This is a genomic window from Cyanobacteria bacterium FACHB-DQ100, from assembly GCA_014695195.1.
Lineage (GTDB): Bacteria > Cyanobacteriota > Cyanobacteriia > Leptolyngbyales > Leptolyngbyaceae > Leptolyngbya.
On record JACJNW010000031.1, the window covers coordinates 1 to 25,389 of the forward strand.

Annotated in this window: 29 protein-coding genes; 12 read left to right on the forward strand and 17 right to left on the reverse strand. The window is 48.3% G+C overall.

Annotation, left to right across the window (positions count from 1 at the left end):
- Nucleotides 1-961: hypothetical protein (locus H6F51_16915; GenBank protein ID MBD1824154.1), on the forward strand; the 961-nt coding region annotated here is incomplete at its 5' end.
- A gap of 41 nt (nt 962-1,002) precedes the next feature.
- Here H6F51_16915 and H6F51_16920 read toward each other — a convergent pair.
- On the reverse strand, nt 1,003-1,566 hold the full coding sequence (locus H6F51_16920) for a phycobiliprotein lyase (GenBank protein ID MBD1824155.1): 564 nt from the start codon (nt 1,564-1,566) through the stop codon (nt 1,003-1,005).
- A 113-nt stretch (nt 1,567-1,679) separates the two neighbouring features.
- Between H6F51_16920 and H6F51_16925 the strand changes: the two genes are divergently transcribed.
- Nucleotides 1,680-2,255 (forward strand): Uma2 family endonuclease, encoded by a 576-nt coding sequence (locus H6F51_16925; protein ID MBD1824156.1) that lies wholly within the window; start codon nt 1,680-1,682, stop codon nt 2,253-2,255.
- Here H6F51_16925 and H6F51_16930 read toward each other — a convergent pair.
- Together H6F51_16930 and lexA are read right to left on the reverse strand one after the other, a co-directional pair.
- A complete protein-coding gene (locus H6F51_16930; protein MBD1824157.1) occupies nt 2,252-3,550 on the reverse strand; it encodes an MFS transporter in 1,299 nt (432 codons plus the stop codon). The genes H6F51_16925 and H6F51_16930 overlap by 4 nt on opposite strands.
- Before the next feature lie 316 nt (nt 3,551-3,866).
- A complete protein-coding gene (gene lexA / locus H6F51_16935) occupies nt 3,867-4,487 on the reverse strand; it encodes a repressor LexA (GenBank protein ID MBD1824158.1) in 621 nt (206 codons plus the stop codon).
- A 179-nt stretch (nt 4,488-4,666) separates the two neighbouring features.
- Between lexA and H6F51_16940 the strand changes: the two genes are divergently transcribed.
- From H6F51_16940 to H6F51_16950, 3 genes are read left to right on the forward strand one after another with little or no spacing between them, the layout of a single operon-like run.
- Entirely contained in the window at nt 4,667-5,581 is a 915-nt protein-coding gene (locus tag H6F51_16940) for a class I SAM-dependent methyltransferase (GenBank protein ID MBD1824159.1), read from the forward strand.
- Nucleotides 5,582-5,584: 3 nt separating this feature from the next.
- Nucleotides 5,585-6,370 (forward strand): cobalt ECF transporter T component CbiQ, encoded by a 786-nt coding sequence (gene cbiQ / locus H6F51_16945; GenBank protein MBD1824160.1) that lies wholly within the window; start codon nt 5,585-5,587, stop codon nt 6,368-6,370.
- Complete coding sequence (locus H6F51_16950) at nt 6,361-7,197, forward strand: ABC transporter ATP-binding protein (protein MBD1824161.1); 837 nt, start codon at nt 6,361-6,363, stop codon at nt 7,195-7,197. Before cbiQ ends, H6F51_16950 begins: the two co-directional genes overlap by 10 nt.
- Nucleotides 7,198-7,230: 33 nt before the next feature.
- Here the strand turns inward: H6F51_16950 and H6F51_16955 are convergent, their stop codons facing one another.
- Together H6F51_16955 and H6F51_16960 are read right to left on the reverse strand one after the other, a co-directional pair.
- On the reverse strand, nt 7,231-8,649 hold the full coding sequence (locus H6F51_16955; GenBank protein MBD1824162.1) for a tetratricopeptide repeat protein: 1,419 nt from the start codon (nt 8,647-8,649) through the stop codon (nt 7,231-7,233).
- Between the two features lie 100 nt (nt 8,650-8,749).
- Nucleotides 8,750-8,998, reverse strand: coding sequence for a Ycf34 family protein (locus H6F51_16960; GenBank protein ID MBD1824163.1), 249 nt, complete (start codon nt 8,996-8,998; stop codon nt 8,750-8,752).
- 182 nt (nt 8,999-9,180) lie between these two features.
- Between H6F51_16960 and H6F51_16965 the strand changes: the two genes are divergently transcribed.
- The 3 genes from H6F51_16965 (at nt 9,181) to H6F51_16975 (ending at nt 11,787) form a co-directional block, all read left to right on the forward strand.
- Entirely contained in the window at nt 9,181-10,482 is a 1,302-nt protein-coding gene (locus tag H6F51_16965) for a CCA tRNA nucleotidyltransferase (protein MBD1824164.1), read from the forward strand.
- Between the two features lie 159 nt (nt 10,483-10,641).
- On the forward strand, nt 10,642-10,827 hold the full coding sequence (locus H6F51_16970; GenBank protein MBD1824165.1) for a hypothetical protein: 186 nt from the start codon (nt 10,642-10,644) through the stop codon (nt 10,825-10,827).
- A 261-nt stretch (nt 10,828-11,088) separates the two neighbouring features.
- Complete coding sequence (locus tag H6F51_16975; protein ID MBD1824166.1) at nt 11,089-11,787, forward strand: pirin family protein; 699 nt, start codon at nt 11,089-11,091, stop codon at nt 11,785-11,787.
- A 130-nt stretch (nt 11,788-11,917) separates the two neighbouring features.
- Here the strand turns inward: H6F51_16975 and H6F51_16980 are convergent, their stop codons facing one another.
- Both H6F51_16980 and H6F51_16985 read right to left on the reverse strand, forming a co-directional pair.
- Complete coding sequence (locus H6F51_16980; protein ID MBD1824167.1) at nt 11,918-12,229, reverse strand: DUF3181 family protein; 312 nt, start codon at nt 12,227-12,229, stop codon at nt 11,918-11,920.
- Nucleotides 12,230-12,286: 57 nt separating this feature from the next.
- A complete protein-coding gene (locus tag H6F51_16985; GenBank protein MBD1824168.1) occupies nt 12,287-12,598 on the reverse strand; it encodes a 2TM domain-containing protein in 312 nt (103 codons plus the stop codon).
- A gap of 192 nt (nt 12,599-12,790) precedes the next feature.
- On the opposite strand from H6F51_16985, the gene H6F51_16990 reads away from it, so the two are divergent.
- Complete coding sequence (locus H6F51_16990) at nt 12,791-13,228, forward strand: response regulator (protein MBD1824169.1); 438 nt, start codon at nt 12,791-12,793, stop codon at nt 13,226-13,228.
- A 76-nt stretch (nt 13,229-13,304) separates the two neighbouring features.
- Here the strand turns inward: H6F51_16990 and H6F51_16995 are convergent, their stop codons facing one another.
- The 8 genes from H6F51_16995 to H6F51_17030 all read right to left on the reverse strand — a co-directional run bounded on the left by H6F51_16995 (nt 13,305) and on the right by H6F51_17030 (nt 18,665).
- Nucleotides 13,305-14,129 (reverse strand): hypothetical protein, encoded by an 825-nt coding sequence (locus tag H6F51_16995; protein ID MBD1824170.1) that lies wholly within the window; start codon nt 14,127-14,129, stop codon nt 13,305-13,307.
- A 229-nt stretch (nt 14,130-14,358) separates the two neighbouring features.
- Nucleotides 14,359-14,604, reverse strand: a complete 246-nt coding sequence (locus H6F51_17000; protein ID MBD1824171.1) for a type II toxin-antitoxin system HicA family toxin — start codon at nt 14,602-14,604, stop codon at nt 14,359-14,361.
- A complete protein-coding gene (locus H6F51_17005; protein MBD1824172.1) occupies nt 14,601-14,813 on the reverse strand; it encodes a 2-oxoisovalerate dehydrogenase in 213 nt (70 codons plus the stop codon). Before H6F51_17005 ends, H6F51_17000 begins: the two co-directional genes overlap by 4 nt.
- Nucleotides 14,814-14,918: 105 nt before the next feature.
- The gene (locus tag H6F51_17010; GenBank protein ID MBD1824173.1) at nt 14,919-15,398 is read right to left on the reverse strand and encodes a DUF3368 domain-containing protein; all 480 of its coding nucleotides are present in this window, start codon (nt 15,396-15,398) and stop codon (nt 14,919-14,921) included.
- Entirely contained in the window at nt 15,395-15,679 is a 285-nt protein-coding gene (locus H6F51_17015; protein MBD1824174.1) for a UPF0175 family protein, read from the reverse strand. Before H6F51_17015 ends, H6F51_17010 begins: the two co-directional genes overlap by 4 nt.
- Nucleotides 15,680-15,764: 85 nt before the next feature.
- Entirely contained in the window at nt 15,765-17,807 is a 2,043-nt protein-coding gene (locus H6F51_17020; protein ID MBD1824175.1) for an NACHT domain-containing protein, read from the reverse strand.
- Between the two features lie 124 nt (nt 17,808-17,931).
- Complete coding sequence (locus tag H6F51_17025) at nt 17,932-18,381, reverse strand: PIN domain-containing protein (GenBank protein ID MBD1824176.1); 450 nt, start codon at nt 18,379-18,381, stop codon at nt 17,932-17,934.
- Entirely contained in the window at nt 18,381-18,665 is a 285-nt protein-coding gene (locus tag H6F51_17030; GenBank protein MBD1824177.1) for a hypothetical protein, read from the reverse strand. The genes H6F51_17025 and H6F51_17030 overlap by 1 nt, the downstream gene beginning before the upstream one ends.
- A gap of 291 nt (nt 18,666-18,956) precedes the next feature.
- Here H6F51_17030 and mutL point away from each other — a divergent pair, with 291 nt between their 5' ends.
- Complete coding sequence (gene mutL / locus H6F51_17035; GenBank protein MBD1824178.1) at nt 18,957-20,594, forward strand: DNA mismatch repair endonuclease MutL; 1,638 nt, start codon at nt 18,957-18,959, stop codon at nt 20,592-20,594.
- Nucleotides 20,595-20,601: 7 nt separating this feature from the next.
- On the opposite strand, the gene H6F51_17040 is transcribed toward mutL, so the two are convergent.
- Nucleotides 20,602-21,561 (reverse strand): aldo/keto reductase family protein, encoded by a 960-nt coding sequence (locus tag H6F51_17040; GenBank protein MBD1824179.1) that lies wholly within the window; start codon nt 21,559-21,561, stop codon nt 20,602-20,604.
- 141 nt (nt 21,562-21,702) lie between these two features.
- On the opposite strand from H6F51_17040, the gene H6F51_17045 reads away from it, so the two are divergent.
- Nucleotides 21,703-21,954, forward strand: a complete 252-nt coding sequence (locus H6F51_17045) for a hypothetical protein (protein ID MBD1824180.1) — start codon at nt 21,703-21,705, stop codon at nt 21,952-21,954.
- A complete protein-coding gene (locus tag H6F51_17050) occupies nt 21,951-22,376 on the forward strand; it encodes a type II toxin-antitoxin system VapC family toxin (protein MBD1824181.1) in 426 nt (141 codons plus the stop codon). Before H6F51_17045 ends, H6F51_17050 begins: the two co-directional genes overlap by 4 nt.
- A 49-nt stretch (nt 22,377-22,425) precedes the next feature.
- On the opposite strand, the gene H6F51_17055 is transcribed toward H6F51_17050, so the two are convergent.
- Nucleotides 22,426-25,203: a hypothetical protein gene (locus H6F51_17055; GenBank protein ID MBD1824182.1), complete on the reverse strand. Its 2,778-nt coding sequence runs from the start codon at nt 25,201-25,203 to the stop codon at nt 22,426-22,428.
- Between the last annotated feature and the right edge of the window lie 186 nt (nt 25,204-25,389).

A 25,389-nucleotide genomic window follows, 5' to 3' on the forward strand; every position in this document is an offset into this window, starting at 1 on the left:
GTGGGATCAAAAGCCTGTCTTAATTGATTTTGGTGTAGTGAAAGCGGCGGCAACTCAAGCCGTTCATTCGGCTCAAACGCTGGTCGGAAAGCCGGGATATGCACCGATCGAACAGCTTCATAAAGGCAGCGCCGAACCGAGCAGCGATCTTTATGCGTTAGCGGTGACGATCGTTGTGCTTCTAACCGGACGAGATGCTCAATCCCTGTTTGATCCACGTGATCTCACTTGTCAATGGAAACAGTATGCAAATCCTTCTGCGCTGTTCGCTCAAGTGATCGATCGAATGTTGAGCAATCGACCGAGCGATCGTTATCATTCCGCTCGTGAAGTCTTGGATGCGCTGTCGATGGTTTCTCCAGGGGTCCTAATTCCTGCTGTGCTGCCGCAACCGACTCGATCGACGCATCAAGGAACGGTTGCACTTGCAGGAAGACATCCGCGCCGATCAACGATCGCCACAACTGGAAATTATCCTCGCCCTTGGTTTGAGGCTGCTTTTGATTTACCGTTAGCTCTAATCAAATTTACCTACAGAACGCTTAAGGCAGTGTTCCGCCTGATGTTTGGCATTGTTCGCTTTACGGTATTTGGCATCTTCAAGTTTATTTTGAAGCTGTTGTTTTGGATTCTCGCGCTGTTTAGTCTGATTTGGCTTGTGCCGCAAGTGTTTCCCTATGTCGCAAAATCAGTTCCCCGGCTTGATCAAGTCATGCCGAAACCGACAACAGTGCAGGCGATCGACTATGCAGCAGAATGTCAAAAGCTTGGCATTGATTACAGTGAGTTTATTGTTCAAGTGAACGAGGAATTCTATCGCAAGTATCCCGATCGACGCGGCAAACCGTTAAATCAAGGTCAAGCCGATCAAAAACTTCGGAGCGAATGGCATCGAATTGCTCAGAATCTCTTAAATCAGAAATCAGGTCGTAAATCTCTCAACAAAGTTGCAGAGTATTAATAAACAAGCCCCCGAAACTCTAGATTTCGAGGGCGATTTCATTAGCTGTTTGCGGCTGCGGCATCTGCCGTCTGTGGATCAGGCTTCACACCGCCCATTCTCACCTCAGAACAGAACGATGCCATACTAAACCCGCCAAACCGCTTCAAAATGCTGTGACGTAACCGTACATTCGGGCTTTCAAACCACAGCCGCTCTTTGGAATACATCGTGTCATATTCCGTAATTAGCGTTAATTCGTTGTTTTCAGCCATTTCATAGCGTCCTGCAACCGGAGCCTTCTCTGCATATCCCATTTCTCTAAGAAGTTTGCCCTGCATCGGGTTTTCTGGATCGGCGATCGGCACAAGAACGGTCGATCCAGCGTGCTTTTCTTCGTCCCATTCCATCGTGCCGTCCCAAGTCACACGCGCTCCGCATAATGCCGTCGCTGGATCAACTTCATACATTTGGCAAAGCGCTAGGACTGCCGGGTCAGCTTTATCTAAAAGTTCGATCTCGATCGTGGATTTTCCACCCTCCTGCTGCTTAAACGCGAGATGGTGGCTGGTTCGCATTGACGACCATTTTCCCGCGCTTTGTTCAAAAAACTCAACAATGTCCATGAATCGATCCTATGGCTGGTTTTTATTCACTTTCCTATTCTAAAAGGTTCAGCCGCGTGAAAAATCGAACAGGATGTTAAGTTGAAGATCCGACCGCCAAACAGGAGCGCCCGATGCAAACGCAAATGAAGCGAGTGTCCCCCGAAGAATATCTAGAGCTTGAGCGCAAAGCCGAGTTTCGCAGCGAGTACCGCAATGGAGAAATGAGCCCGATGACCGGAGGAACAGCCAACCACAACACAATCTTTATTAACTGGTGCGCCTTGCTTAAATCTCAGCTACGCGGAAAGAACGCTAAAGTTTTCGGGGGCGATCTACGGCTCTGGATTCCTGACTATCAACTGTATACCTATCCAGATGTGATGGTGATAGAAGGAGCGCCAATCTTTCTCGACGATCGTAAAGATACCGTGACAAATCCCACCTTGATTATAGAAGTGTTATCGAAATCAACAGAAGAGTATGATCGTTCCGCTAAATTCAAGATGTATCGATCGATTCCTCAGTTTCAAGAGTATGTGTTGATCAATCAGTATCAGGTTGAAGTCGAACACTATACAAAGACTGCTGAGGGCTGGTTGTTACGCGAGTATGGAGCCGATACAGAATCAATTTTGCTGAAATCCTTTGGAGTTGAAGTCGCGATCACAGACCTTTACGAAGGCGTAGCCTTCGAACCCAAAAGCTAGTTTGCTTTTTTCTCCTTCCACGGCGCGAAGAAAGGCAGCAGCAACAATCCGGGTAACGCCAAAATCGCAGTCAGCAGAAAGAATGCTGTCCAGCCCATTGACTGTGCCCACTGTCCGGCAGGTGCAACCAAAATATCGCGACTAAATGCAGCTAAGCTCGATAACAATGCGTATTGAGTTGCAGAGAGTCCAGGATTACATAAACCCATTAGAAACGCCACAAACGCGGCTGATTCTAATCCCGCACAAAAGTTTTCTAAGTTAATTGCCAGAATCATCAAGGGGAAATTTTTTCCAACCTCGGCAAGCAGAACATAAAGCAAATTTCCACTCGCTTGCAGCACCGCAAAAAACCAGAGCGATCGATTCACTCCCATCCGCGTCATAATTGCCCCACCTGCTAGCGTCCCCACAATCACCGCAACAATACTCAATGCTCTCGGCGTGGCTAAATCTTCCGGGCTAAACTTTAAGCCTTTATCCAGTAGAAACGGTGTGGCAACGTTTCGCAGCAGTGAATCTCCGAGCCGATACACCACAATAAACGCAAGAATTGCGATCGCTCGTCCGGCTCCGTTGCGCCCAATAAAATCCTGAAATGGCAATACTACTGATTCTTTTAGCGTCTCAGGCGGTCGAATTTGCGTCGTCGGCTCTGGCGCAATGAGTGAACTAATCACACCGATTGACATCAATAACGCCATAATCACATACACCCACCGCCAAGGCATGACTCCCGCTAGATAAAATGTCACCGCTCCAGCAACTAAAATCGCCAACCGATAGCCAAGCAAAAACACCGAAGCCCCTGCACCCCGTTCGTATTCTTGCAAAACCTCGGTTCGATAGGCATCTGCGACAATATCTTGACTCGCGCTAAAAAATGCCACCACCAAAGCAGCTAAGAAAAACGGGCTAACCGAAAGCGCCCGTATGGTCTGCCAAAACTCGCAAAAGCCTTTGAATACTGTTTGATTTCGACAGACATCTACCGAATTAACCGCGACTTGCTGAAGTTGGCTTGTGTCTTGAAATGCCATCCAGCCGATCGCGAGTAGCAAAATAACCTGACTCACAATCAGCCAGCCGCGTCTGCGTCCAAGCAGCGGGGGCACAAAGCGATCGAGAAACGGCGACCACAAGAATTTCAGCGAATAGGGGATTGCTGCAACGCTAAAGGCTGCAATCACCTTCAGATCGACTCCTTCTTTACTTAACCAAGCCTGAAGCGGATCTTTTCCGGTTAAGTAAAACGGCAAACCAGATGAGAAGCCGAGCAAAATCAGAGCCGCCATTTTTCGACTCTGAAAGACTCTGAGATAGGGTTGAATATTCACGGGGATGAAGCGCCGAATCGAGAACGTTAGCCATCATCGCACAGACAGCGCGATTTGAATTTTTCGATCGCACAACCTCTAAGATTGTTCCGTCATTGATCTTCGTTCAACAAATCAATATGGCAAATGTTGAATTTACCCGATGCCGTAGAGACGCAATTAATCGCGTCTCTACCATTCACGCATTGATCCGTAATCTAACAAAATTGGAAAAAACGGGAACATCAAATCGCAACGTCCCCCATTTATTTGTTCATTCCAGAATTTGGTTAGTTTAGATTTTCCCGTAACCGCGCCAAACACCAACTAGAACTCCTTGAATCTCAACTTCCGAAGCAGGAACCTCGGTCATTGGATACAGCTCACGATTGGGATTGCCGGGTTTGAGAATGACTTTATTGCCTTTGCGCTCAAAATATTTCAGCGTGGACTTACCTTGATGGTGTGCTGCGACGATCGTGTCATTTTTGACCGTTTTCGGATCACTGACGGGCTGCAAAATCACAATATCGCCGTCATCAATAAGGGCATCAATCATGCTGTGACCGCGGACTTTCAGCGCAAAATGATTCGGCTTCAGCAGCAAATTCGACAAATCGAGGTACTCAACTTCGACATCTGGGAAGGTTTCTACCAAGCTCGTTGCCGCGATCGCGCCCCGAATGGGAACTCCCTGAGGTAGCGGATTAAGAATGCGAATTGTACGGGCTTGTCCCTCTGTCCAGCCGATGTAGCCCTTGTTGCGGAGATGCTCTAAGCGGCTTTGAACCGGAGCCGGAGACTTGAGATTCATCGCGGTCATCATTTGCCGAATCGATGGAGCGTGTTGGTGGTCGCGGATGTATTCGACCAGCCAGTCGTAAAGTTGTTGTTGGGCTTCGGTAAGGGGTTCCATAAACTCCTACAGAGATGACGAAGAACTAAAGTATTTTAGAACACTTGTATCACGAATTTGCACACTCGTCTAGTAAATTTGTTTATTATTTTAAGAACATTTGTATCTTTAATTCTGTCATTTGTCGAGCGATCGCGAGTTGTAGAATTAGGAACGTTAATGAAATCCTAAATTTAGATATGACAGCTACTCGCGAAACCAAGCCTAGTTTGACTTCCCGGATTGTCAACGGCATTTTATCGATTCCGCCTGTGTTTAATTTGGCGAGGGTTCGCGCTCGAAACATGATGATGAAACGCGCAGAATCAATTGGAGTTCCTTGGACAAAGATTGTTGCCGATTTGCAAGCGCGAGATTGGTCAAAAGAATTTGAAAGAGTTAATAATCCGGAGTTGAAATATCCCGAATATTATTTGCGTCCGTTTCATGCGTATGAAGCCGGGAATTTAGGGTGGGAACCTGCAACGGAAGTGGAAGTTGCAGCGTATGCGGTTCATGCTCGAATTTGGCAAGATGCTGGCAAAGATGGCGATCGCCGATTGCGGCAGAGTTATCACGATGTTTTGAAAGCTGAGATTTCAACTGCACCCAAAGATATTATTGACTTCGGGTGCAGTGTGGGAATGAGCACCGTGGCGCTGCAAGAAACGTTTCCGGGTTCAACGGTGACAGGAGTGGATCTTTCGCCCCATTTTTTAGCCGTGGCTGAGTACCGTGTCGGAAATCGTCCCGATGTCCATTGGCGACATGCTGCGGCTGAATCGACGGATTTACCGGCGGGTTCGTATGATTTAGTTTCGGCTTGCTTGCTGTTTCATGAATTGCCCCAGGATGCGGCGATCGCGATTCTTCAAGAAGCAAGAAGATTGCTGCGTCCGGGCGGTCATCTTGCGATTATGGATATGAATCCGCGCTCTGAAGTTTATGCAAAAATGCCGCCGTATATCCTGACCTTACTGAAAAGTACAGAGCCGTATTTGGATCAGTATTTTGCGTTGGATTTGGAGGGGGCGATCGTACAGGCAGGATTTGCTCAACCGTCACTCACTTGCAATTCCCCGCGTCATCGTACTTTGATCGCTCAAGCGTGTTAATCGATGCAGCTTTGGATTGATACGTTTTCTTACCGCAATCGACTACGGAGATTACCCCCGCAACAGAAGGTGCTGTTTGCGGGGATTGTTCTACTTTTTGCATTGATTACTCGCCCGATCGTTCAGTGTGCAATCGCGCTATGGATGAGCGTATGGATTGTGAATTATGCCGGAATTCCGAGCAAGATTTACGGCCGAATGTTGAGTGTCGCGATCGCGTTTTGGTTTACAAGTATTCCTGCATTGTTGATTGCTGGTGTTGCTTTATCTGAACGGTCAAGAATTCAGACAGATGTGTTATCGGGTTTCTCAATTGGTTCACATTACCTGTATCTGAGTCAGCAAGGGATGTTACAAGCAGGGTTGATTTTTACGCGCACGATCGCAACAGTTTCGTCCTTATATTTCCTATTATTAACAACTCCCCTTTCAGAGATATTAAAGGTAATGCGTCAAGCAAGATGCCCGGAAATATTAACTGAATTATTATTACTGATGTATCGATTTATTTTTATTTTGCTGTCTACTGCAAATCAACTTTGGATGGCTCAACATTCACGAAATGGATACTGCACCTATCAACGCTGGTTTTATAGTTTGAGCCTTTTGGTGAGCCAACTTTTTCGTAAGACAATGGAAAACTATCAGCAATTTGTTTTATCAACGGCTGCAAGAGGCTTTAATGGGACATTTCGAGTTTGGTCGCCGCAGCAATATCAACCTTCACGACGATATACGATCGAAGCTGGTTTCGGCTGCTTTCTGCTTTTACTGAGCCTATGCTTTTAGAATTTCGCGAGATTGACTATACATATTCAGGTGTAACAGAGCCTGCAATTCGAGGCTTAACGCTGCAAATTCCGAGCGCAAAACGAATTGCTTTAATCGGTCAAAACGGCTGCGGCAAAACGACCTTATTTCTACTAGCAAATGGGCTATATCAACCGCAGAATGGCGAAATTTATTGGCAAGGAGAACGGCTGAAATACGATCGACGATCATTAATTAACTTACGGCAAAAAGTTGGCTTAGTCTTCCAAAACCCCGAACAGCAAGTCATCGCTTCAACCGTAATTGAAGATATTTCCTACGGTTTATGTAATTTAGGTTGGAAAGATTCACAAATTGAAAGCGCGATCGCTCCGGTGCTCAATGAATTCGGTTTAACTGAATTCGCAAATCGCCCAATTCACCAGCTAAGTTTAGGGCAAAAAAAGCGCGTTTCTCTTGCAGGTGTAATGGTTTTGCAGCCTGAATTACTGCTGCTGGATGAGCCAACCGCTTATCTCGATCCGCTCCATACTCGCGCCCTTGCTCAAAGCTTAGAAAACATTCACGCAGCAGGAACCACGATCGTTATGGCAACTCACGATCTAGAGTGGGTGTATCGCTGGGCGGACTGGGTGATTGTACTTGATCAAGGGACATTGGCCCTTGAAGGAACACCCGAAGCTGTGTTTGCAGAAACAGAAAAACTTGAATTGCTGCAACTTGGAGTGCCGCTTACGGTGAAATTGCTTGCGTTGCTAGATACGTTAGAACAACAAGAAAGCCATTCAGTGATAGAAACGGTGCGCGCTCAATTGCTTGGTTCTAGAAAATCCCGAATTAAGTGATTAGAGTTCCTTAATTCAGGATCCCTAGATTGTTCAAACCCTATTTTTGATTTGAGCCAGTGTGTTTCGATAGCCTTCCGCATCGCCTTTTTGTAGATATAAATCGGCTGCTCGTTGCAGATCCGCGATCGCGCTCTGCCGATTCCCCATCCGCTTTAGCAAAACACCTCGGTGATAAAACGCTTGCGCTCGGCTCGAATCCAGGCTAATCGCTTGGCTAAAATCCGCGATCGCACCCTGCAAATCTCCGGTCTTCATTCTCGCTTCGCCGCGATTTTCGTAAGCATCTGGATTGCTGCTATCGGCATCTACAGCAGCACTGAAATCTTGAGTTGCTCCAGAGCGATCGCCCAGTTTCGCTCTCAATTCTGCCCGTTGAGATAGCGCTGCTGCAAAATTCGGCTGAATTTGCACCGCCTGAGAATAATCGGCGATCGCGCCTTGTTTATCGCCACTTGCTGCCCGCACATCTCCCCGGCTCTTCATTGCCGGAGCAAAGTTTGGATCGAGCTTTAACGCTTGGTTGTAGTCTGCGATCGCGCCTTCGGAATTGCTGAGCGCAGCGCGAATCATGCCACGCTGATGGAAGAAAGCCGCCTGATTTGGATTGAGCGTGGTGAGTTTGGTTAAGTCCGCTTCAGCCGCTTCCAGAAAGCCGAGTTTTGCATTCACCTGAGCGCGGTTGTAGTAGGCATCGGCTAACATCGGTTTGAGCCGGATTGCTTGAGAAAAATCTGCGATCGCGCTGTCTGAGTCTCCGATTTCATGCTGAATGGTGCCGCGGGCAACAAAGGCTTCAGCAGAATTCGGCTGCAACTTAATCGCTTCGTTTAGATCAGTCAGTGCCGCTTGACGATCGCCCTTGCGTAACTTGACAAAGCCCCGATTTACCAAAGCAGGCGCAAACTTCGGCGCAACTCGTAACGCCTGGTCAAAATCCGCGATCGCTTCATCCCAGCTTTGCAGTTGAGTCCGAATATACCCGCGATTCACGTAAGCAGTGGCTAAGTTGGGATTGAGCTGGATGGCTTGATTTAAGTCCGCGAGTGCAGCATCGGTTTCTCCCAAGCTAAATCGCGTACTACCCCGATGCGCGTAGATCATCGCATCGGTCGGATTCATCCCTGCAGCTTGGTCGAGGTCTTGAATTGCGCCTTGATGATCGCCAAGCTGCGATCGCACTGCCCCCCGACTCACATAAGGACTACTCCAGCTTGGATTTAGTCGAATTGCCTGATTGTAAGACTCTAGCGCATCACGATATTTGGCATCGCGGGCGCGATTTTCGCCCTGGCTGAAAAAGTTTTTGGCTTGCTGAATTTGCTCTGCTGCCTCCGGAGTCAGCTTTGGCATATCAGGTTTGGCATCTTGAGCCAATGCAGGAACGGCAGCAAGCCCGATCGCGGCAATTGCGGCGGTGAGATGACACGAAGAACGACGGATAAAACGCATAGTTTGAAACCTGCTTCTCGCGGAGTAAGGTTTTTCCTAGCCTTCCCCAGAAGCAGGTTTTAAATTACACAGCACAATCGGAATTTACGGATGCGGTTTGCTAAGTTGGGATTAATTCTCCGGGTCTGAGCTTCGCCCACTTTCCTTTTTCCTCTTTGAAGCTGAGGCAACCGACGACATCCCACTCCATTTCGATGTGATCCCCGCGATCGCGAATATTGACATTGATCGTCGGTTCAATCGCCTCAAAATTGGGGGTTTCGGTCAAATGAGGCTGTTCGTGCTGAGTTTCGACCGCATTGTAGGTAGTGCAGCGATCGACATAATGGCAGTTTACGCAAATACACATGGTTTCCAGTTCCTCTGCATCACAATAGAGGGGTGGGTTGCTTGCTTTTCTGCTACTCTAGCTCAGGCACACTCAATTGATCACCCCAAATAGGTTGATTTATGTTGCGCTCGAACGGTGGAAAGCTTTTCTCCGACTCGGTTTTTTTGTTAAAGTACGACTTCGATCTAGGTTAGCTCCGCGTGAATTTGCAGTTAGAACATTATCGCAACGTGGCATTGGTTTCGTCGGCCCTCTCTCCGGAAACATGGCCCTTCAGTCTAAAGTGGTTGCCTAAGTCCGCGAGTCTAGTCGGCGGTACGGTACGAGATGCGCTGCTTGATCGTCATTCTGAATATCTCGATCTCGATTTTGTCCTGCCGAGTGATGCCGTTGAGACGGCACAAGCGATCGCTCGGCATTATCGCGCTGGATTTGTGGTGTTAGATGCAGAGCGCCAAATCGCCCGCGTCGTGTTTCCACAAGGGACGGCGGATTTTGCGCTTCAGGTGGGAGAAACGCTAGAAGACGACTTACGGCGACGAGATTTTACCGTGAATGCGATCGCCTACAATCCCCACACCAAAGATTTGCTCGATCCGCTGCACGGATATGAGGATTTGCAGCAAAAGCGCCTCAGAATGGTGTCGGTTGAGAACTTGTCAGAAGATCCGCTCCGCCTGCTAAGAGCTTACCGCCAAGCAGCTCAGCTTGGATTTTCGCTAGAGTCCGAAACCCAAGCCGCAATCCGCCAGCTGGCATCGAATCTGAGCAGAATTGCGGCTGAACGGGTGCAATCTGAGCTGAACTATCTCTTAGGAACGGCACGCGGCACAAGCTGGATCAAAACTGCTTGGAAAGATGGTGTGTTGCACGACTGGTTTCCGGGTGCATCGCCGGATCGCCTCGCGCAGATTGCCGCGATCGATCACGTCACTGTGCATTTGCAAGAAACCTGGACGGAGTTTTGGTCAGAACTGAGTCGGACAGTGCGTGGCACTCCTAAAGCGTCCGAAGCGAAAGGATCAGTCCGAACTTGGGTGACGATCGCGAAACTTGCGAGTCTTTTGCCTGATGATCCCGAAGCGGCTGAGGCGCAATTGTGGCGGTTGAAATACAGTCGTGCAGAAATTCAAGCGGTGTGTACTGTTTTGAAAGCGCTGCCGCAGTTGAAATCGGGAGCAGCAATCTCCGATTGGTCGCTGGCGGAGCAGTATCAATTCTTTCAAAGCGTGGGTGCGGTGTTTCCGGCGATCGCGCTGCTTGGGCTTGCGATTCAGCTTCCGATTGAAGGCGTGGCAATGCTGATCGATCGATTCCTTAATCCCGATGATCCTGTAGCACATCCGAGTCCAATTTTGACCGGACAAGATTTAATCAGTGTACTCCAAATTCCGCCGAGTCCAAAAATCGGAAAGCTTTTAGCAGCACTGCAACTCGCACGAGCCGAGGGCAAAATTGCAACTCGCCAGGAAGCGATGGAACTGGCGCAGTTATTGATTTGAAATTTAACTTCTGCGATCGGGCTTTCACGTTAAGCTGTAGTCTGGATTCCGTTAACGATTTGATTACAGCAAGAGACTAGCAAAACTTCTCAGTTATGGAATATAATCGTCAACTGTGTCTAAATTCAGCAAAGACTGTGACAAAGTAAGGGGTAAACAATGGCTAAACGCCGCAACCAGAAGAAAGAAAAAGCTCTGCGTAACCAAGCATACGCGCGTAAATTTCGTAAGCGCACGAATACGGGACGTTTTGGCAATCGGGGCAGACGATTTGATGGCAACCGCGATGAGTCTGAAGGCGATCAAGGCGAGAATCGGGTCGCTGAAGGCGCTGCGGATGTTTAGGCTTGTATGAAGCTTCGTCTGTAGCGTCGCTCGACAACTGTTCGCATTAGCTTATGAATAAGTTCACGACGGTATCCCTCGACTCAGGCAGTTGAGGGATTTTTGATGGAAGAGATGCTGTAGCGAGTATTCAGGAATTTGGGGTAAAGCTTCCAGGGCGATTCTAACCCAACTGTTTGCACTCAAACAATCTGCGTGCTATCCTAAATTCATACAGTTTGAATCCAAACAATTTAGGTAAAATAAATCTTGGAGGTCTCTATGCTGACGCTTCGCAAATCGAACGATCGTGGACACGCCAATCATGGCTGGCTGGATTCCTACCACACTTTCTCATTTGCGAACTATTACGATCCATCCCATATGGGATTTCGCAAACTGCGCGTGATTAATGAAGACCGCGTTGCCGGAGGGGGTGGCTTTGCTCCACATTCTCACCGAGATATGGAAATTATTACCTATGTGCTGGGAGGTGCATTAGAACACCAGGACAGCATGGGGAATCGCGAGGTCATTCGTCCGGGTGAAGTGCAGCGCATGACGGCTGGAACAGGAGTAACTCACAGCGAATACAACGCTTCTAAAACCGATCCGGTTCATCTTCTGCAAATCTGGGTGTTACCGGAACGATCGAGCTTAACCCCTGGATATGAGCAAAAGTTCTATCCCCCTGAAGAAAAGCGCGGACAACTGCGACTAATTGCCTCACGCGATGGGCGGAATGGTTCCGTAACCGTGCATCAAGATCTAAATTTGTACGCAACGGTCTTAAGCAACGGTGAGAAATTGACACATCCGATCGCGCCTGATCGCCATCTTTGGGTGCAAATTGCGCGGGGATCTGCGATCGTGAACGGCGAAGTGCTGACGGATGGAGACGCAGTAGCGATCGCAGCGGAACCGACGTTAGAGCTAATCGGACAAGAGGATGCTGAAATCCTAGTGTTTGATTTGGCTTAATCGTTTGCAGCATCCCCTAAAAATGACGATCGCCCGAATTCGATTTGCTACTCATCGGGCGATCGTATATCTCTTGTAAAGACAGCTCAGAGGACTATCCTACGTTGTCGAATGCAGAGTCGTATCCCATCTACAAACTGCGCTGGAACTCCTCCAGAGTATCGATCAAATTCACCTGACACTGCATCGGCAGCAAATCGAGCAGCGGAACCTCTCGCTTCCCACCGCCTAACTTTACCGGGATGTTTTGAACGATCTTGAGGACTTCATCTTCTTGAATTGTCTTTCCACCGGAAATCAGGGGGAAAAGCCGCTCCGCTAAAAGGGTATGTAAATGAGCATCGTTGAGATAAAGATGCCATTTTGCGACATCAATATAGACAGATTCACCAATCTCGGCAGCTAATGCCTCGATCGTTTCTGAGGTACTAGAGGTAGCCATATGTTTATAATCGGGTTCAATTCTTTAACCGTACTAGGTTAAGGAAGCCGAAATCTCCTACCTCTTGGTTGATTTTGATGGTTTTTCTTTCGGTTTAAATCCGGTTGCTTTAGAAGTTGCAGGAATCGGTGGATCAGAATAGTCCGCGATCGCAAAAACATAAATCGCATGAGCTACCAATGCGGCAAACCAGCCGCTTGTAACCCAAATTGACCAATCCCAATCTGCCTGCTGAAGCGTTCGGAAAAACCAAATTCCCGAATTAGTCGCAGCAAATAAAGCAACATGGGTTGCAAAGGTCATACGATCGTCGAGTTGACGATAATCAGCATCTTTGCGATCGGGAACGCGAGACCAGCGAGGAGGCATAAGATTTCAAGATGAGTAGACAGACTTCTTCATTTTTGCACTTCCAACCCTAGACAAGAGTGCTCTTTTTGAAGTTTTCGAGAGGAATCTTTTGTAACGAATCCTTTCGACCCAAGTTTGGTAGGATATTCATGACTTTTAACTAAATTATGAATTTAGCCAGCCCAAGGAGCTAATAGGGAAAGTTTGGATATGGTTGCTTCTCCCGGTTCTCTTAATTCAACCGCTATTCCGATTCATATTCTGCTAGTCGAAAACAACCCTGATGATGCAGTTCTCATTCGCCGCACGTTTCTTCGAGCGGGGAGAAATGATTGGAAGCTGGCGCAGGTTGAACGGCTGGACGAAGCGATCGCCATCTGCAAAGAATATTACTCCCAAACCGGAAAAAATTTTGACGTGATTTTGCTGGATCTGCGGCTTCCCGATTCGTGCGGTCTAGAAACCGTTGTCAAATTCCGCCGAGCAGTCCCGGATATTCCTATCGTCGTCATTACTGGGGTACGTGACGACGATTTGGCAATCGCATCGATCCGGGCGGGTGTGCAAGACTACCTCAGCAAAGATGAGATTACTATTCAGCAGCTTTTGCGATCGGTGCGATTTGCGATCGAGCGAATGCGTCAATAACTTAGAGATGACATAACTCTTGGATAGCTCGAAGACTGCTTTCAACTTTGCTAACCGTTGGTAAGAGTTGCTAAGCCTATAAAAGTTTCTGCCAGAGTTCAATCACTTCTTTTAGTTGAGCAGGTAACTCATTGTGCAATGGGTTTGCATACTCGATCGCTGTATTGCCGTGAGTCAGCTTGATTGTGTCAAAATCGGCTCCACGATCGGAAAAATAACGCAGTCGATTCAGGTGATCGAATCGCTGCTGGCGCACTTGCTCTAGAAAGGTATTCACCTGTTCACGAGTCAATCGCTTAACGATAACTGGAGTTGATCGAATGTTCGGGGCGATCGTTTGCCGAGTCACAATGCCTTCGGAGTTGAGCTTTGTAATCGTGGTGATGTTGGCAATGCCTCCCTCGGAGACAGATTGGAACACGATCGGTTCTTCAGGGTTGCTTGTCCCATCTTCTGGGGTGGTGAAGCCTAGCTGAAGCCTTGGTGACGGGTTTGTTAGGCTTGCGGTCTGATTCAGTCGCAGTTGGGAGCCATTTTGATTCGTGTGGTAGACCCAACTGCGTTGTTGTCCTGTGACGATGACTTGCCAACCGGGAAGCGCAATCATAGTACAAAAGGCGTTGGGTGCAGGCAATCCAAAACAGCCATTCCAGGTGCGGGCTTGTGCGGCTGAAATCTTCAGTTGTGAAGCTGGGATTCTAAAGGTTCTGGCGATCTCACGCTTGACTCGTCGCGCTACCGCAGCAGGCAGCCCATTAGAAGAATTTGCAGTCTCTTTGTCTGCGGTTGCTTGAATCTGTGCTGGAGTTTTAGCGCTGATTGAAGCTTGAGGTAAGGCTGCACTAAATAAAACTGTTCCTGCTAAGAGAACTGCTGAGTATCGTTGCAGTAGGGTTTTCATTGCATTTGTCCTAGATTGAGAGGGTGCGATCGGAGTGATCCGAGTGTCCTAATTCTGGCGGAGAGGTAAGAAGATCAGAGGAGCAGTTACAGAATTAGAAACCTATTCAAAGGACAAATGCAGCGATCGTGCTTTACGTAGTTGCATTATCGCTCTACGGTGAGGGTTCGGGATTCGTTGCCTTTAGGTCTCGCGAACCGCTTTTGTTTAATTAGCAAGTGCATTCAAATCATTTTTGAAATAGGTAAGTGGTCAATTCGTCACGGCTTAAACCTAAATGAGCGGCGACATCTCTCAAAATTGCAGAAAGGGTTCCGACTTTAAGCGGATTGTGGGCAGGAACTGTAATATGATGCTCTCCATTTCGCTCTGTGGTTAAGCGCAGATGGCTACCAGTTTGATGATCGATAGTGTAGTCGAACTGTTCAAGCAGCTTGGCAAGTTCTAAGCCAGAGAGGTCGCGAGGGAGTTTCACGAAGCAATGACCTCATCTCGCACGAAATGTAGACGAATTAATTTTGGGCGGTCTTGCTCGTCTGGGAAGTGACATCGGACAGCATCGCGGATCTCTTCACGTAGGCGATCGACATCGTCGGCTTCCGTAAAGATCGATTCGCCTAATGCACGGGCAGTATAGCCTCCTTCGGGTGCATCTTCGATGAGAAATACGATTTCGGTTGTCATGTGCGATCGCGCTTTTATCAACAAGTTACTTATACAAGTTTGGCAAGTCTTGAAGCAAACGATCGCGCTATTCATCCTGAACGGTGAGCATTCGGGATTCGATCGCTAAGTCTGTGTAAATTGGTCAAGTAATGCTTGAATCAAACTGGCAGAAGCGCGAAAAGATGTTTGTTTTAGTCGAGCAATTGCAGAGGGAAAATCGATCTTTCCTTGCTGTCCTGCTTTAACTAAGATTCCTAAAACACCAACGATCGCAAGTCCTCGCTTTGAGGCAATATTTCTTGCAGCCCGATCGTCAAGAAGAATGAGATCAGCCTGCAATTCTTCTGCTAATGCAATTGCGTCTCGCTCTCCTGGATCGAGTTCATCTGCGAAAAGATTAGTTGCGGTGGTTATTGCTCTAATTTCTAACCAACTCGGAGGTTGAGCAATCCAAGCTTGAACGATCGAGGGCGATTTTGAAGCAGCTAACTCATCTCGAATGGTTTCAGGAATGATGACGCGATCGTATAACTCCGGTAACAAGTCGATTAGATCGATCAGCAGTAGGTAGCAGAGGGGAGAAGTATCAGAGATAACGATCATGTCTGCGCTAAATTCTCTTCTTGTTGAAGGGCTTCTAGCGTCTCTAGATCTTGTTGTAAGTCGGATAAATCATAGTTGAGATCGACCGATCGTTCTTTGAAAAACGCATCGAGTTCAAGCTGAGTCTCAAATCCGAGCAATTCTCTGGCTTTGCCTGAACTAATTCGTGCGGTTCGATAGGCTTCAATCACGCACAGTTCGAGCATTTTTCGCTCTAAATCCTCTGGGTTGATTTGTAGCTGATGGGCTAATGTGTCAGGGATTTCGATCGTAATTTGCATTGTTTTTTACAAGGATAGAGGCGCAGTCACTTTTGGGAGGCTGCTTATACGATTTTGGCAAGAAATTCGTTAAATGGTGATCGCGCTATTCATCCTGAACGGTGAGCATTCGGGATTCGATCGCGTTCCACACCTGCGGCGACACTCGCAAGGCAGCTTCTTTGCAGCGAATCATCAGTTTATTGACATAGAGATAGTTGTTGAGTGACTCGACTTCTTCTTCGGATAGTTCGAGCCATTCGGGATTGAGGTGAAGAGCGTTGCACCAGGTTTGACGAAGACGATCGGCAAAGGCTCGACGCTCCTCCAATAGTGCATCATTGCTTGGAACAGTCTCTCTCATCGCTTCAAGTTGGTTGACTAGGGCTTGGAAATCAACAGAGGTGAAGACTTCGGCGCGGGCGAGGGCGCGGGCGAGGTCGAGGTCGAGGGCGAGGTCGAGGGCGAGGTTGAGGGCGAGGTTGAGGGCCCGGGCGCGGACGCGGTCGAGAGCGAGGGCGAGGTTGAGGGCCCGGACGCGGACGCGGGCGAGGGCGCGGGCGAGGTCGAGGTCGAGGGCGTAGAAGAGTACAACAACCTTTTTAGCTGCTGGTTTGAAATTGCCTTTTGATCCATCCGTTACATCATTTGTCCATTTGAGCAATGCTTTGAGTTTCTCTGTGTGAATTAGCATTTGTGCTTCAGTCTCCATTAGAGTTAGGAGTGCGTCGGCATTTCGCATCAGACCAGAGACAAGGAAGAACACCTCGCGCCAGCGTCGATCTGTTAAATGGTTTGTGATCAGTGCTGCGAGTTGCTGCTCATCGACAATGTACTGAGCCGTCAGATATTCCTGAAATGTTAGATGCGAGAACGAAAAAGTATCTCTGGCACGTTCGACTAAAATTCCTTGTTGCACTTGAATTGCATAGAGCGCAGCTTCCGCATCTAGATGTTTCGGTGCATTGAGATTGTTGACGAGAAAGGCTCGGATTTGCTCGGTCAGTTCTCGCTTTGAGAAAAATAGCTGATCCTCTGCAAAACTTTGGTAAGCAATCTCAGACAGTAAGACTTGTTCTAGCTGAAGATTCAACTCTTGATAAATCGGATCACGGTGAACTCGTCGTTCTGCTGCCCATTTCTTCAACCAAACTTCCAACGCCTCCCCATACAATGCGGCTCTGTGCTTGGGTAAGCTCTGCGATTCATCGTAAACCGCACAAAGTAAGGTTAAGAGTAACGGCGTTTGTCCTAATTCCTTGACCGCTTTGTAGTCTGAACTGTTGAGCAATTCCCAGTATTGATCGGCGATCTTCGGCTCCCGTCTGAACCACTGCCGCACAAAAGTTTCTATCTGCGAATCGCTGAAATTCGCCATTGTCACATCTTTGAATCGCGGAAATCCGCCTTTATACGCTGCAATTCGACAAGAGGCGATGAAGCGATTTTTGTCATAGCGATCGACCAACTTCCCAATCTGCTCGATCGCTCGATCGGCATGAATCGTTGGCACTTCATCCAACCCATCCAACAAAATCAACAGCTTTCCTGCCTGCAAAAGATTCTGCGTAAATGTTTCCGCATTCGGAAACCCACAAGTTTCAAACTCTTCTGCGATCAACTTCTCAATCTCCGAGTGTCGATCGCCGAATTGCTTCAATTCAATAAACACTGGAATCAATTCGTGTCGAAACCTTGCGGTCTGCCACTTGAGCGCTTCGAGTCCAACCTTTCTCAAAAACGTCGATTTTCCAATTCCCGGACTCCCTAACACCATCAGCCGAGGTTCAAGATTTGCCACTGCGATGCCTTCTTGACGAGTCGTTTTCTCGAAGACAAATCCTCGCCCCGTTTCTAGAAACAGTTCCTTCAGCGCTTCGGGAGATTCAAAACGGCGGCTCTCGCGAGTATTCAAGACTTGGACATCGGTATAAATATCCTCTAACGTCAGCGAATTATCCATTCGCAAGCAATCATATTTCAGCGTGCAGTGGCGTTTTTCATAAGTTCTGACATACTCCTCCATCGCGTTGCCAACTTGCTGATGGAGTTTCTTATCAATTTGGTTTCCGGCTTGTTTCCAACCCGCCTCGATCGCAAGTTTGATCAGATTTGTAATGACTGCTTGTGAAATGGGATCGATCGTCATATCAATTGAAGGAAACTTTTCTCATTGATACACTGCGATCGCGCTTCAAAACGGATGATGTAGAGAAACTGCGCGAGGTTTTGATGCCCAATCTTGACAAGAAATTGAGGAAAGCGATCGCGCTTTAAGCATTCAACAGGTCTTGAGGATGTACGATCGTGATGCCTAGAACATCGGGAAAATCCCGTGGATTGAGCGTGAGCAAGTGTGTCACGACGTGGGTTTGCATAACAGCGATTAAGCGTAAATCATGGGTTCGTTTTCCCTTGACGCGATGAGCCGTTACGAGATTACGCCAGGTTGGATAAATTGCTTCTGTTTCTCGGAGGAAGGAAAACTGGGCTGAAAGTCGGACGATCGCGTTCTCCGTTTGCTCAATTGTCCAGCCTAGTCCGTTGACGTTGGTGGGTCGAGTCGCAACAACCCAAAGCTCAATTAGGACTTGAGCAGTGATGCAACACTGATCGCCTTGCGTTAGGATTTGGGCGATCGTCGCAAACATTCGAGTCTGATCCGGTGAAGCAGGATCGCTGAGTCGGAGGAGAATATTGGTGTCTAACAGGTATTGCGCCATCAGTCGTACATACTATCTCGATGTAAGGCTTCTTCTGGCAATGGGGTGTCGTTTTTTGGCAGAGTCGCAATCCATTCTTTTAGTTGTTGGATTTGTTCTTCAGGCGATCGAGGTTGTTGAGGTTCAACGATTGATTGTGGTGCGGATTGTTTGAGTTTCGATCGCACAAAATTCAAGGTTTCGATGATGAGTTCGTCAGGAGCTTGTTCTAATTCTTGAAGGAGTTGTTCTCGATTGGTCATGTTCGCTTCCTCTTGCGATCGCGCTTTACAAGTCAGTTTCATTATCGCTCTACGGTGAGCATTCGGGATTCGATCGTGATGCTCCACAACTCAGCCGCGAGTATTTAGAACTCAATCACGAGTATTTTTGATTTGATGGCGAGTATTTAGAACTCAATCACGAGTATTTAGAACTCAACCACGAGTATTTAGAACTCAATCGCCAGTATTTGAAACTCGACCACGAGTATTTAGAACTCGATGACGAGTCTTTGAAACTCGACCACGAGTATTTAGAACTCGCTCACGAGACTTACGACTTCAAGCCCGACTTCATTTTTGTAAACTGAAGAAATGGGACATCAAATTCAACCACTACCGATCGAAGTTGTTCACCTCATTGCTGCCGGAGAAGTGATCGATTCTCTTGCCGCAGTCGTGCGCGAACTCGTCGAAAATGCCATTGATGCCGGAGCCACACGCATTACCGTTTCCGTTTGGGCTGATCAATGGCGCGTGCGAGTCGCAGACAATGGTGCAGGGATGAGTTTAGAGAATTTGCGCCAAGCTGCACAGCCGCATAGTACCAGCAAAATTCGCGATCGCGCCGATCTGTGGCACATTCAAAGCTTAGGATTTCGGGGGGAAGCTTTGCATAGTCTGGCTCAACTCTCAAAGTTAGAAATTCTGAGTCGGACTGCGGATGATGCAGGTTGGCGGGTAACTTACACAACTGAAGGAGAAGTCGATCAAGTCGAATCAGTCGCGATCGCACCCGGAACGATTGTGATTGTCGATCGCTTATTTGAAACGTGGGAAGCCAGACGCGAAGGATTACCTTCTACCTCACAACAATTAAAAGCAGTTCAACAAACGATTTATCAAATTGCTTTAGCTCATCCACACATTACTTGGCAGGTCTATCAGAACGATCGACTATGGTTCAATCTTTGGGGCGGTCGTTCTGCAAAAGACTTGTTACCGCAACTGTTGAAAGATGTGCGAATTGATGATTTAACCGAGCTTCGATCGACTGCAATTTCTTTAGTGCTAGGACTGCCCGATCGCACACATCGATATCGCCCGGATTGGGTCAGAGTGGCGATTAATGGTCGATTTGTGCAATTTCCAGAACTAGAGCAAACTATCTTAGGCGCATTTCGTAGAACATTACCCCGCGATCGACATCCAATCTGTCTTGTTCATCTGCAACTCAATCCTCAACACATCGATTGGAATCGCCACCCTGCTAAAGCCGAAGTTTACTTACACAATCTTGATGATTGGAAAGAGCGGGTGAAAGGTGCGATCGCTCAAGCCCTCCGGATCAATCCTGAAACAGTTCCCGATAGTCTTTACACCTCACAAGTTAGCCAACTGATCAAAGCTGCTGAATCTGATGCAGGTTATCATGTCTCGCGTGAGATTCCTGCTGAACCTTCTACGCTATTTCCACTAAAAGCACTGACTCAAGTTCACAATCGCTACATTCTGGCAGAGCATCCTTCAGGAATGTGGTTGATTGAACAACACATTGCTCATGAGCGCATTCTGTTTGAAGAGATTAGCGATCGCTGGCAACTGATTCCGCTTGAACCTGCGATCGTTCTCAATCAACTATCCGTGTCTCAAGTCGAACAATTACAGCGCATTGGCATTGAAGTTGATCCATTCGGAGAGCAACTTTGGGCAGTACGATCGGCTCCTGAGCTACTCACTCAACGCGAAGACTGTGCCGCCGCATTGATCGAACTCAGTTTAGGCGGAGATTTGCAGGCGGCTCAAGTGGCAGTTGCCTGTCGGAGTGCCATTCGCAATGGGGTGTCGTTGTCGATCGACCAGATGCAGAGTTTGATCGATCGCTGGCAGAAAACCCGAAATCCACGCACCTGTCCGCATGGTCGCCCGATTTATCTCTCGCTTGAAGAATCTAGCCTGGCGCGATTCTTCAAGCGACATTGGGTGATTGGAAAAAGCCACGGACTCGAATAACTAATAACTATCGAGCAGCTGTAGAAGGTAAGGCTGGTTCAAGAATGCGATCGATTTCTTTCAGCACATCATCCGCCAAGTTCACATCAACCGCCGCCGCATTATCGACCACTTGCTCAGGACGGCTTGCACCAATAATTGCACTGGTCACGCGCTGATCCCGCAACACCCAAGCTAAAGCAAGCTGTGCCATTGAAATGTTTAGCTGTTGTGCGATCGGCTTTAAGTTCTGCACTGCACCAAGAACACGATCGTTGAGCAAATCCGTCATAAATCCGTTCATCTTATCGTTTGCCGCACGCGAATCTTGAGGAATCGCTTCACCCGGTTTGTACTTGCCTGTCAGCACTCCTTGAGCCAGCGGAGACCAAACAATCTGACCAATCCCATTCGCCGCGCACAACGGAAACACTTCAGCTTCAGGTTTGCGCCATAACATCGAATACTGAGGTTGACTCGACACAAACTTCTCAACATTCGGAAGGTTCAAAGCGGCTTGAATTTGCGATGGATTCCACTCACTAAAGCCAATGTATCGAGCTTTTCCTTGCCGAACGACTTCCGTTAAAGCTCCCATTGTTTCCTCTAACGGCGTGTTCGTATCATAGCGATGACATTGATACAGATCGACGTAATCGGTTTTCAATCGCTGAAGGGAAGCATCAATCTGTTTGTGAATTTGAGCCGCAGAAAGTCCACGATCGACATCCGACATCGGAAAGTAAACCTTCGTTGCCAGAATGTAGGAAGCGCGATCGACTCCCTGCAACACTTCTCCTAATAGCGATTCTGATGCACCCCGCCCATAGACATTTGCCGTATCAATAAAGTTAATGCCAACATCAAACGCTTTATGAATACAAGCTTCTGCTTTTTGTCGTTCTACGCCACCGCTATAAGTTAACCAAGAGCCTAAAATAATCTCGGAAGCGTTGAGATCACTGTTTCCTAACTTGCGATATTTCATCGTGATTTCCCCGTGATTAACTTACGATTTGAAGCACTTTATTGATCTAGCCGAACTATCTTAGACAGCGATCGAGTCTTGCTCCTCTATCAGATGAGATAAGATGAATCCAAGCTGATGCAGACCTCAGAGGTGAGAGTAATGTCGTCGATTAGAGATGAACTTCTCAAAATTCTAGAGACAGCGCCCGATCGTGCCATAGAGCAGACACTTCAATATTTGAAATCAATTTTGCCAAATCTTTCTTATGAGTCGGAACCTGAAGGCTCTTCTGTTTCGCGGAATCAATCGCGATCGCAGTGGGTGGAGCAATTGCGCCAACGTCGAGCTAGGCTCTCAGTTAGGAGTGGACATCAAACTGTGATTGAGATGCGGCAAGAGGAGCGATTTTGAGCTATTTGGATACAAGCATTATTGTTCCAGCATATTGTACAGAGCCTCTGAGCGATCGCGTTGACGAAGTTTTGCTTCGAGAAGCTGAATTAGCAATTAGCAATTTGACCGAGGTGGAATTTTATTCTGCGTTGTCCCGAAAGGTGCGAGAACAACAACTGACACTGGATGAGGCACAGCAAATCTCGATCGATTTTCAGGCGGATTTAGACGCGAGAATTTACCAACGATTACAGATTGAAGCGGTTCATTACCAACTGGCGCAAGACTGGATTCGCCGATTCGATACAAAATTAAGAACACTGGATGCTTTGCATTTAGCGATCGCGCATGAATCAAGCATGACAATTACCACAGGTGATGTTGGATTAGCTCAGAGTGGGCAGATTTTGGGGCTGAATGTTGAATTGATTGTGTTGTAGGTAAAAGCGACTGGCTGAAGTTGTGGCTCGTCTAAATGAGTTGAATGACTTATGCGTTCCAAACGTACTTGCGGCAGACTTCACAGGCTTCGACGGCGGCGGGATTGTTGGGGTCGTTGAGGGTGGGGTGGTGGCGGAAGCGGTTACAGCAGATGCGGAGCCAGTCTTGCCAAGTGCCACCGAGCCACAGTCGAATCGTTTCATCAGCACTGCCACTGACAATCGTTCGACCATCAGGTGAGAATGCTACCGAATAGACACTATTGCGATGACCTTGGAAGGGTTGCTCAATTGGATTGCCCTCTAAGTCCCACAGTCGAATCGTCTCGTCACTACTGCCACTGGCAATCGTTCGACCATCAGGCGAGAATGTTACCGACCAGACCTTATTGCGATGACCTCGGAAGGGTTGCCCAATTGGATTGCCCTCTAAGTCCCACAGTCGAATCGTCTTATCACTACTGCCACTGACAATCGTTTGACCATCAGGTGAGAATGCTACCGACCAGACCCTATCGCGATGACCTTGAAAGGGTTGCCCAATTGGATTACCGTTCAGATCCCACAGTCGAATCGTCTTATCACTACTGCCACTGACAATCGTTTGACCATCAGGTGAGAATGCTACCGACCAGACCCTACCGTTGCGACCTTGGAAGGGTTGCTCAATTGGATTGCCCTCTAAGTCCCACAGTCGAATCGTCTTATCACTACTGCCACTGACGATCATTTGTCCATCAGGTGAGAATGCTACCGACCAGACATCATCGCGATGACCTCGGAAGGGTTGCTCAATCGGATTGCCCTCTAAGTTCCACAGTCGAATCGTCTTATCACTACTGCCACTGACAATCGTTCGACCATCTGGGCAGAATGCGACTGACAAGACACTACTACTATGACCTTGAAGTCGATTGCGTTCTCGAACTTTTTCAATCACCTGGCGAAGATTACTTTGGACAGGAGGCAACACTCTTTTTTGCAGCTTGCTCACACTCTTGTCCGTCGCCTGAATCGCTTCTACCGCAGCTTGATGAGGCTGAACAGGCAGCAAGTTGAGAATCCGCATCGCTTGTTCTCGCAGTTGGCTTTCCGCTAACGCCATCTCCAAAAACTCAATCTTCTCCTGATGACGCTGCTCACTCAACCGATAAAACGCCGCAACAGCCGGACTCAGCAACAAAGCCTCAAACTGTTCCCGCACCTCCGAAAGCAATCCCCCCTGCATCAAATACTCATCATTCCGACCCTTCTCTCGCCAGTTCTTTTCCTCATCCTGTACCCGTTGCCGCAATCGCCGTAAATCCCGATCGCTCTGCCGCCACTGAGCAAACAACTCCCACCCCTCCATCAGCCGCTCATGCGCCAGATCAATCTCCTCTCCCTCCCGCACCAACAACCGCCGATCGACCAGCAGTTCCACCACCTCCGCCGCGTCATTCCCCATCGCCACCACCTCTGCCCGCTTCCGCCGCCAGCGCGTATCCTTCGCCTCCACCCCCACGCGCACCAGTTCCAGCATCACCCGCCGCACTAACTTTTGTTGCTCCTCCGGCAACCCCTCATACCAGCCCGTCGCATACCGATTCAGCGCCCCCATCAACCGCCCCATCTCCCGATAAGCCGCCACCGTCAAGCGATGCGTCTTTTGGTCGCGCCGCTCCCACAACTCAGAAAGCGCAAATTCCAACAGCGGCAAGCAATTCCCTTCTTCCGCCACATCCTCTAAAATCAGTTCCTCCAGTTCCGCCTCAAACCCATATCCCTGCACTTGCGCCGGACGCACGATCGCGCTTTTCAATTCCTCTCCTTCCAGTGGCGGCATCCACACCGTATGGTCTTGCAGCATCTCCACCAAATCACTGTGCGCCTGCCAATCCTCCACAAAATCCGATCGCATCGTCATCACAATCGCCAACAGATCACTTACGCCCATCAACTTTTCAATAAACGCTCGCTGCTTAGCGCGATCCCTCGATAGCGTAAACACTTCCTCAAACTGATCAATCACCAATAAATGCTTTTGATCCAGCAAGCGATCGACGATGCCGCGCAATCCGTCTTGCTCAATGATCCGATAAATCTCATCATGCTTCTTGCGATCAAACACCTCGTTAAACGATCGCTTCAGTTCATAAATCGGCTCTGCCCCTAGCTTCATCGGCTCCAACACCCGCCACCCCAGTTCTTCTAACCGTGGTGTCAATCCCGCCCGAACGACCGAAGACTTTCCGCTCCCACTCGCTCCGATCAGCGGCACAAAGTTCGACTGATACAATTTCCCCACCAAATCTTGCACCACGCGGTCGCGCCTAAAGAAAGACTGCTTCGTTGCAGGTGTGAAAGCGAACAATCCCTGATAAGGATTCGTTTCATTGATCGGTTGAGTCATGACTGGCTCGACCCGAAACCGCACCACTTCGATCGGACGACCCACACTCAGCCGCACCGCTTCTTGTCCTGTCCCCTTCAATTGCTCATAGACAAACGAGAACAAGCGATCACCCGTCACTGCTTGCGTCTTCGGGTCAGTATTGTCTCGACTCAACCCTGCCAACACTGCCCCCGTAAACAAACTATGCTGATCCGATCGCTTCGCATAAGCCTGCTCAAAACTGCGACAAGCCGTAATCGCCAAATAATCTTTTTTCGAGAAACTGTTAAAGGTCTGCGCTAAAAGCTCTTTCTCTAACAAATATCCACTGTGACAGCAATCCAGCAGCAAGACCAAATTCCCCAGATCCGCCTCTCCTAGCACCGCATTCAAATCATTGAGCGACAATCCCTCTGCCTGCTGAGTCACCGACTGCTCTCGATCGACACTCACGATGCAATCTGAAGTGGCAAGGAACGCCTCCGTCTTCCCAAACCCCTTTTTCAATGGAAATGCGTGCTCCGTGTAATAAATCAGCGCTTCTTGCTTCTGTGCCTGCTCTAGCAATCGTTCAATTGTGTTCCAAATCTTTACGCTTAACTTGCCCCACAAGTCGCTGCACTTCAAACCCGCCATCAC

Coding starts and splice junctions, on each gene's coding strand:
- H6F51_16920 (MBD1824155.1), bottom strand. CDS start 1,566: ATGGACATTGTTGAGTTTTTTGAACAAAGCGCGGGAAAATGGTCGTCA.
- H6F51_16925 (MBD1824156.1), top strand. CDS start 1,680: ATGCAAACGCAAATGAAGCGAGTGTCCCCCGAAGAATATCTAGAGCTT.
- H6F51_16930 (MBD1824157.1), bottom strand. CDS start 3,550: ATGGCGGCTCTGATTTTGCTCGGCTTCTCATCTGGTTTGCCGTTTTAC.
- lexA (MBD1824158.1), bottom strand. CDS start 4,487: ATGGAACCCCTTACCGAAGCCCAACAACAACTTTACGACTGGCTGGTC.
- H6F51_16940 (MBD1824159.1), top strand. CDS start 4,667: ATGACAGCTACTCGCGAAACCAAGCCTAGTTTGACTTCCCGGATTGTC.
- cbiQ (MBD1824160.1), top strand. CDS start 5,585: ATGCAGCTTTGGATTGATACGTTTTCTTACCGCAATCGACTACGGAGA.
- H6F51_16950 (MBD1824161.1), top strand. CDS start 6,361: ATGCTTTTAGAATTTCGCGAGATTGACTATACATATTCAGGTGTAACA.
- H6F51_16955 (MBD1824162.1), bottom strand. CDS start 8,649: ATGCGTTTTATCCGTCGTTCTTCGTGTCATCTCACCGCCGCAATTGCC.
- H6F51_16960 (MBD1824163.1), bottom strand. CDS start 8,998: ATGTGTATTTGCGTAAACTGCCATTATGTCGATCGCTGCACTACCTAC.
- H6F51_16970 (MBD1824165.1), top strand. CDS start 10,642: ATGGCTAAACGCCGCAACCAGAAGAAAGAAAAAGCTCTGCGTAACCAA.
- H6F51_16975 (MBD1824166.1), top strand. CDS start 11,089: ATGCTGACGCTTCGCAAATCGAACGATCGTGGACACGCCAATCATGGC.
- H6F51_16980 (MBD1824167.1), bottom strand. CDS start 12,229: ATGGCTACCTCTAGTACCTCAGAAACGATCGAGGCATTAGCTGCCGAG.
- H6F51_16985 (MBD1824168.1), bottom strand. CDS start 12,598: ATGCCTCCTCGCTGGTCTCGCGTTCCCGATCGCAAAGATGCTGATTAT.
- H6F51_16990 (MBD1824169.1), top strand. CDS start 12,791: ATGGTTGCTTCTCCCGGTTCTCTTAATTCAACCGCTATTCCGATTCAT.
- H6F51_16995 (MBD1824170.1), bottom strand. CDS start 14,129: ATGAAAACCCTACTGCAACGATACTCAGCAGTTCTCTTAGCAGGAACA.
- H6F51_17005 (MBD1824172.1), bottom strand. CDS start 14,813: ATGACAACCGAAATCGTATTTCTCATCGAAGATGCACCCGAAGGAGGC.
- H6F51_17010 (MBD1824173.1), bottom strand. CDS start 15,398: ATGATCGTTATCTCTGATACTTCTCCCCTCTGCTACCTACTGCTGATC.
- H6F51_17015 (MBD1824174.1), bottom strand. CDS start 15,679: ATGCAAATTACGATCGAAATCCCTGACACATTAGCCCATCAGCTACAA.
- H6F51_17020 (MBD1824175.1), bottom strand. CDS start 17,807: ATGACGATCGATCCCATTTCACAAGCAGTCATTACAAATCTGATCAAA.
- H6F51_17025 (MBD1824176.1), bottom strand. CDS start 18,381: ATGGCGCAATACCTGTTAGACACCAATATTCTCCTCCGACTCAGCGAT.
- H6F51_17030 (MBD1824177.1), bottom strand. CDS start 18,665: ATGAAACTGACTTGTAAAGCGCGATCGCAAGAGGAAGCGAACATGACC.
- mutL (MBD1824178.1), top strand. CDS start 18,957: ATGGGACATCAAATTCAACCACTACCGATCGAAGTTGTTCACCTCATT.
- H6F51_17040 (MBD1824179.1), bottom strand. CDS start 21,561: ATGAAATATCGCAAGTTAGGAAACAGTGATCTCAACGCTTCCGAGATT.
- H6F51_17045 (MBD1824180.1), top strand. CDS start 21,703: ATGTCGTCGATTAGAGATGAACTTCTCAAAATTCTAGAGACAGCGCCC.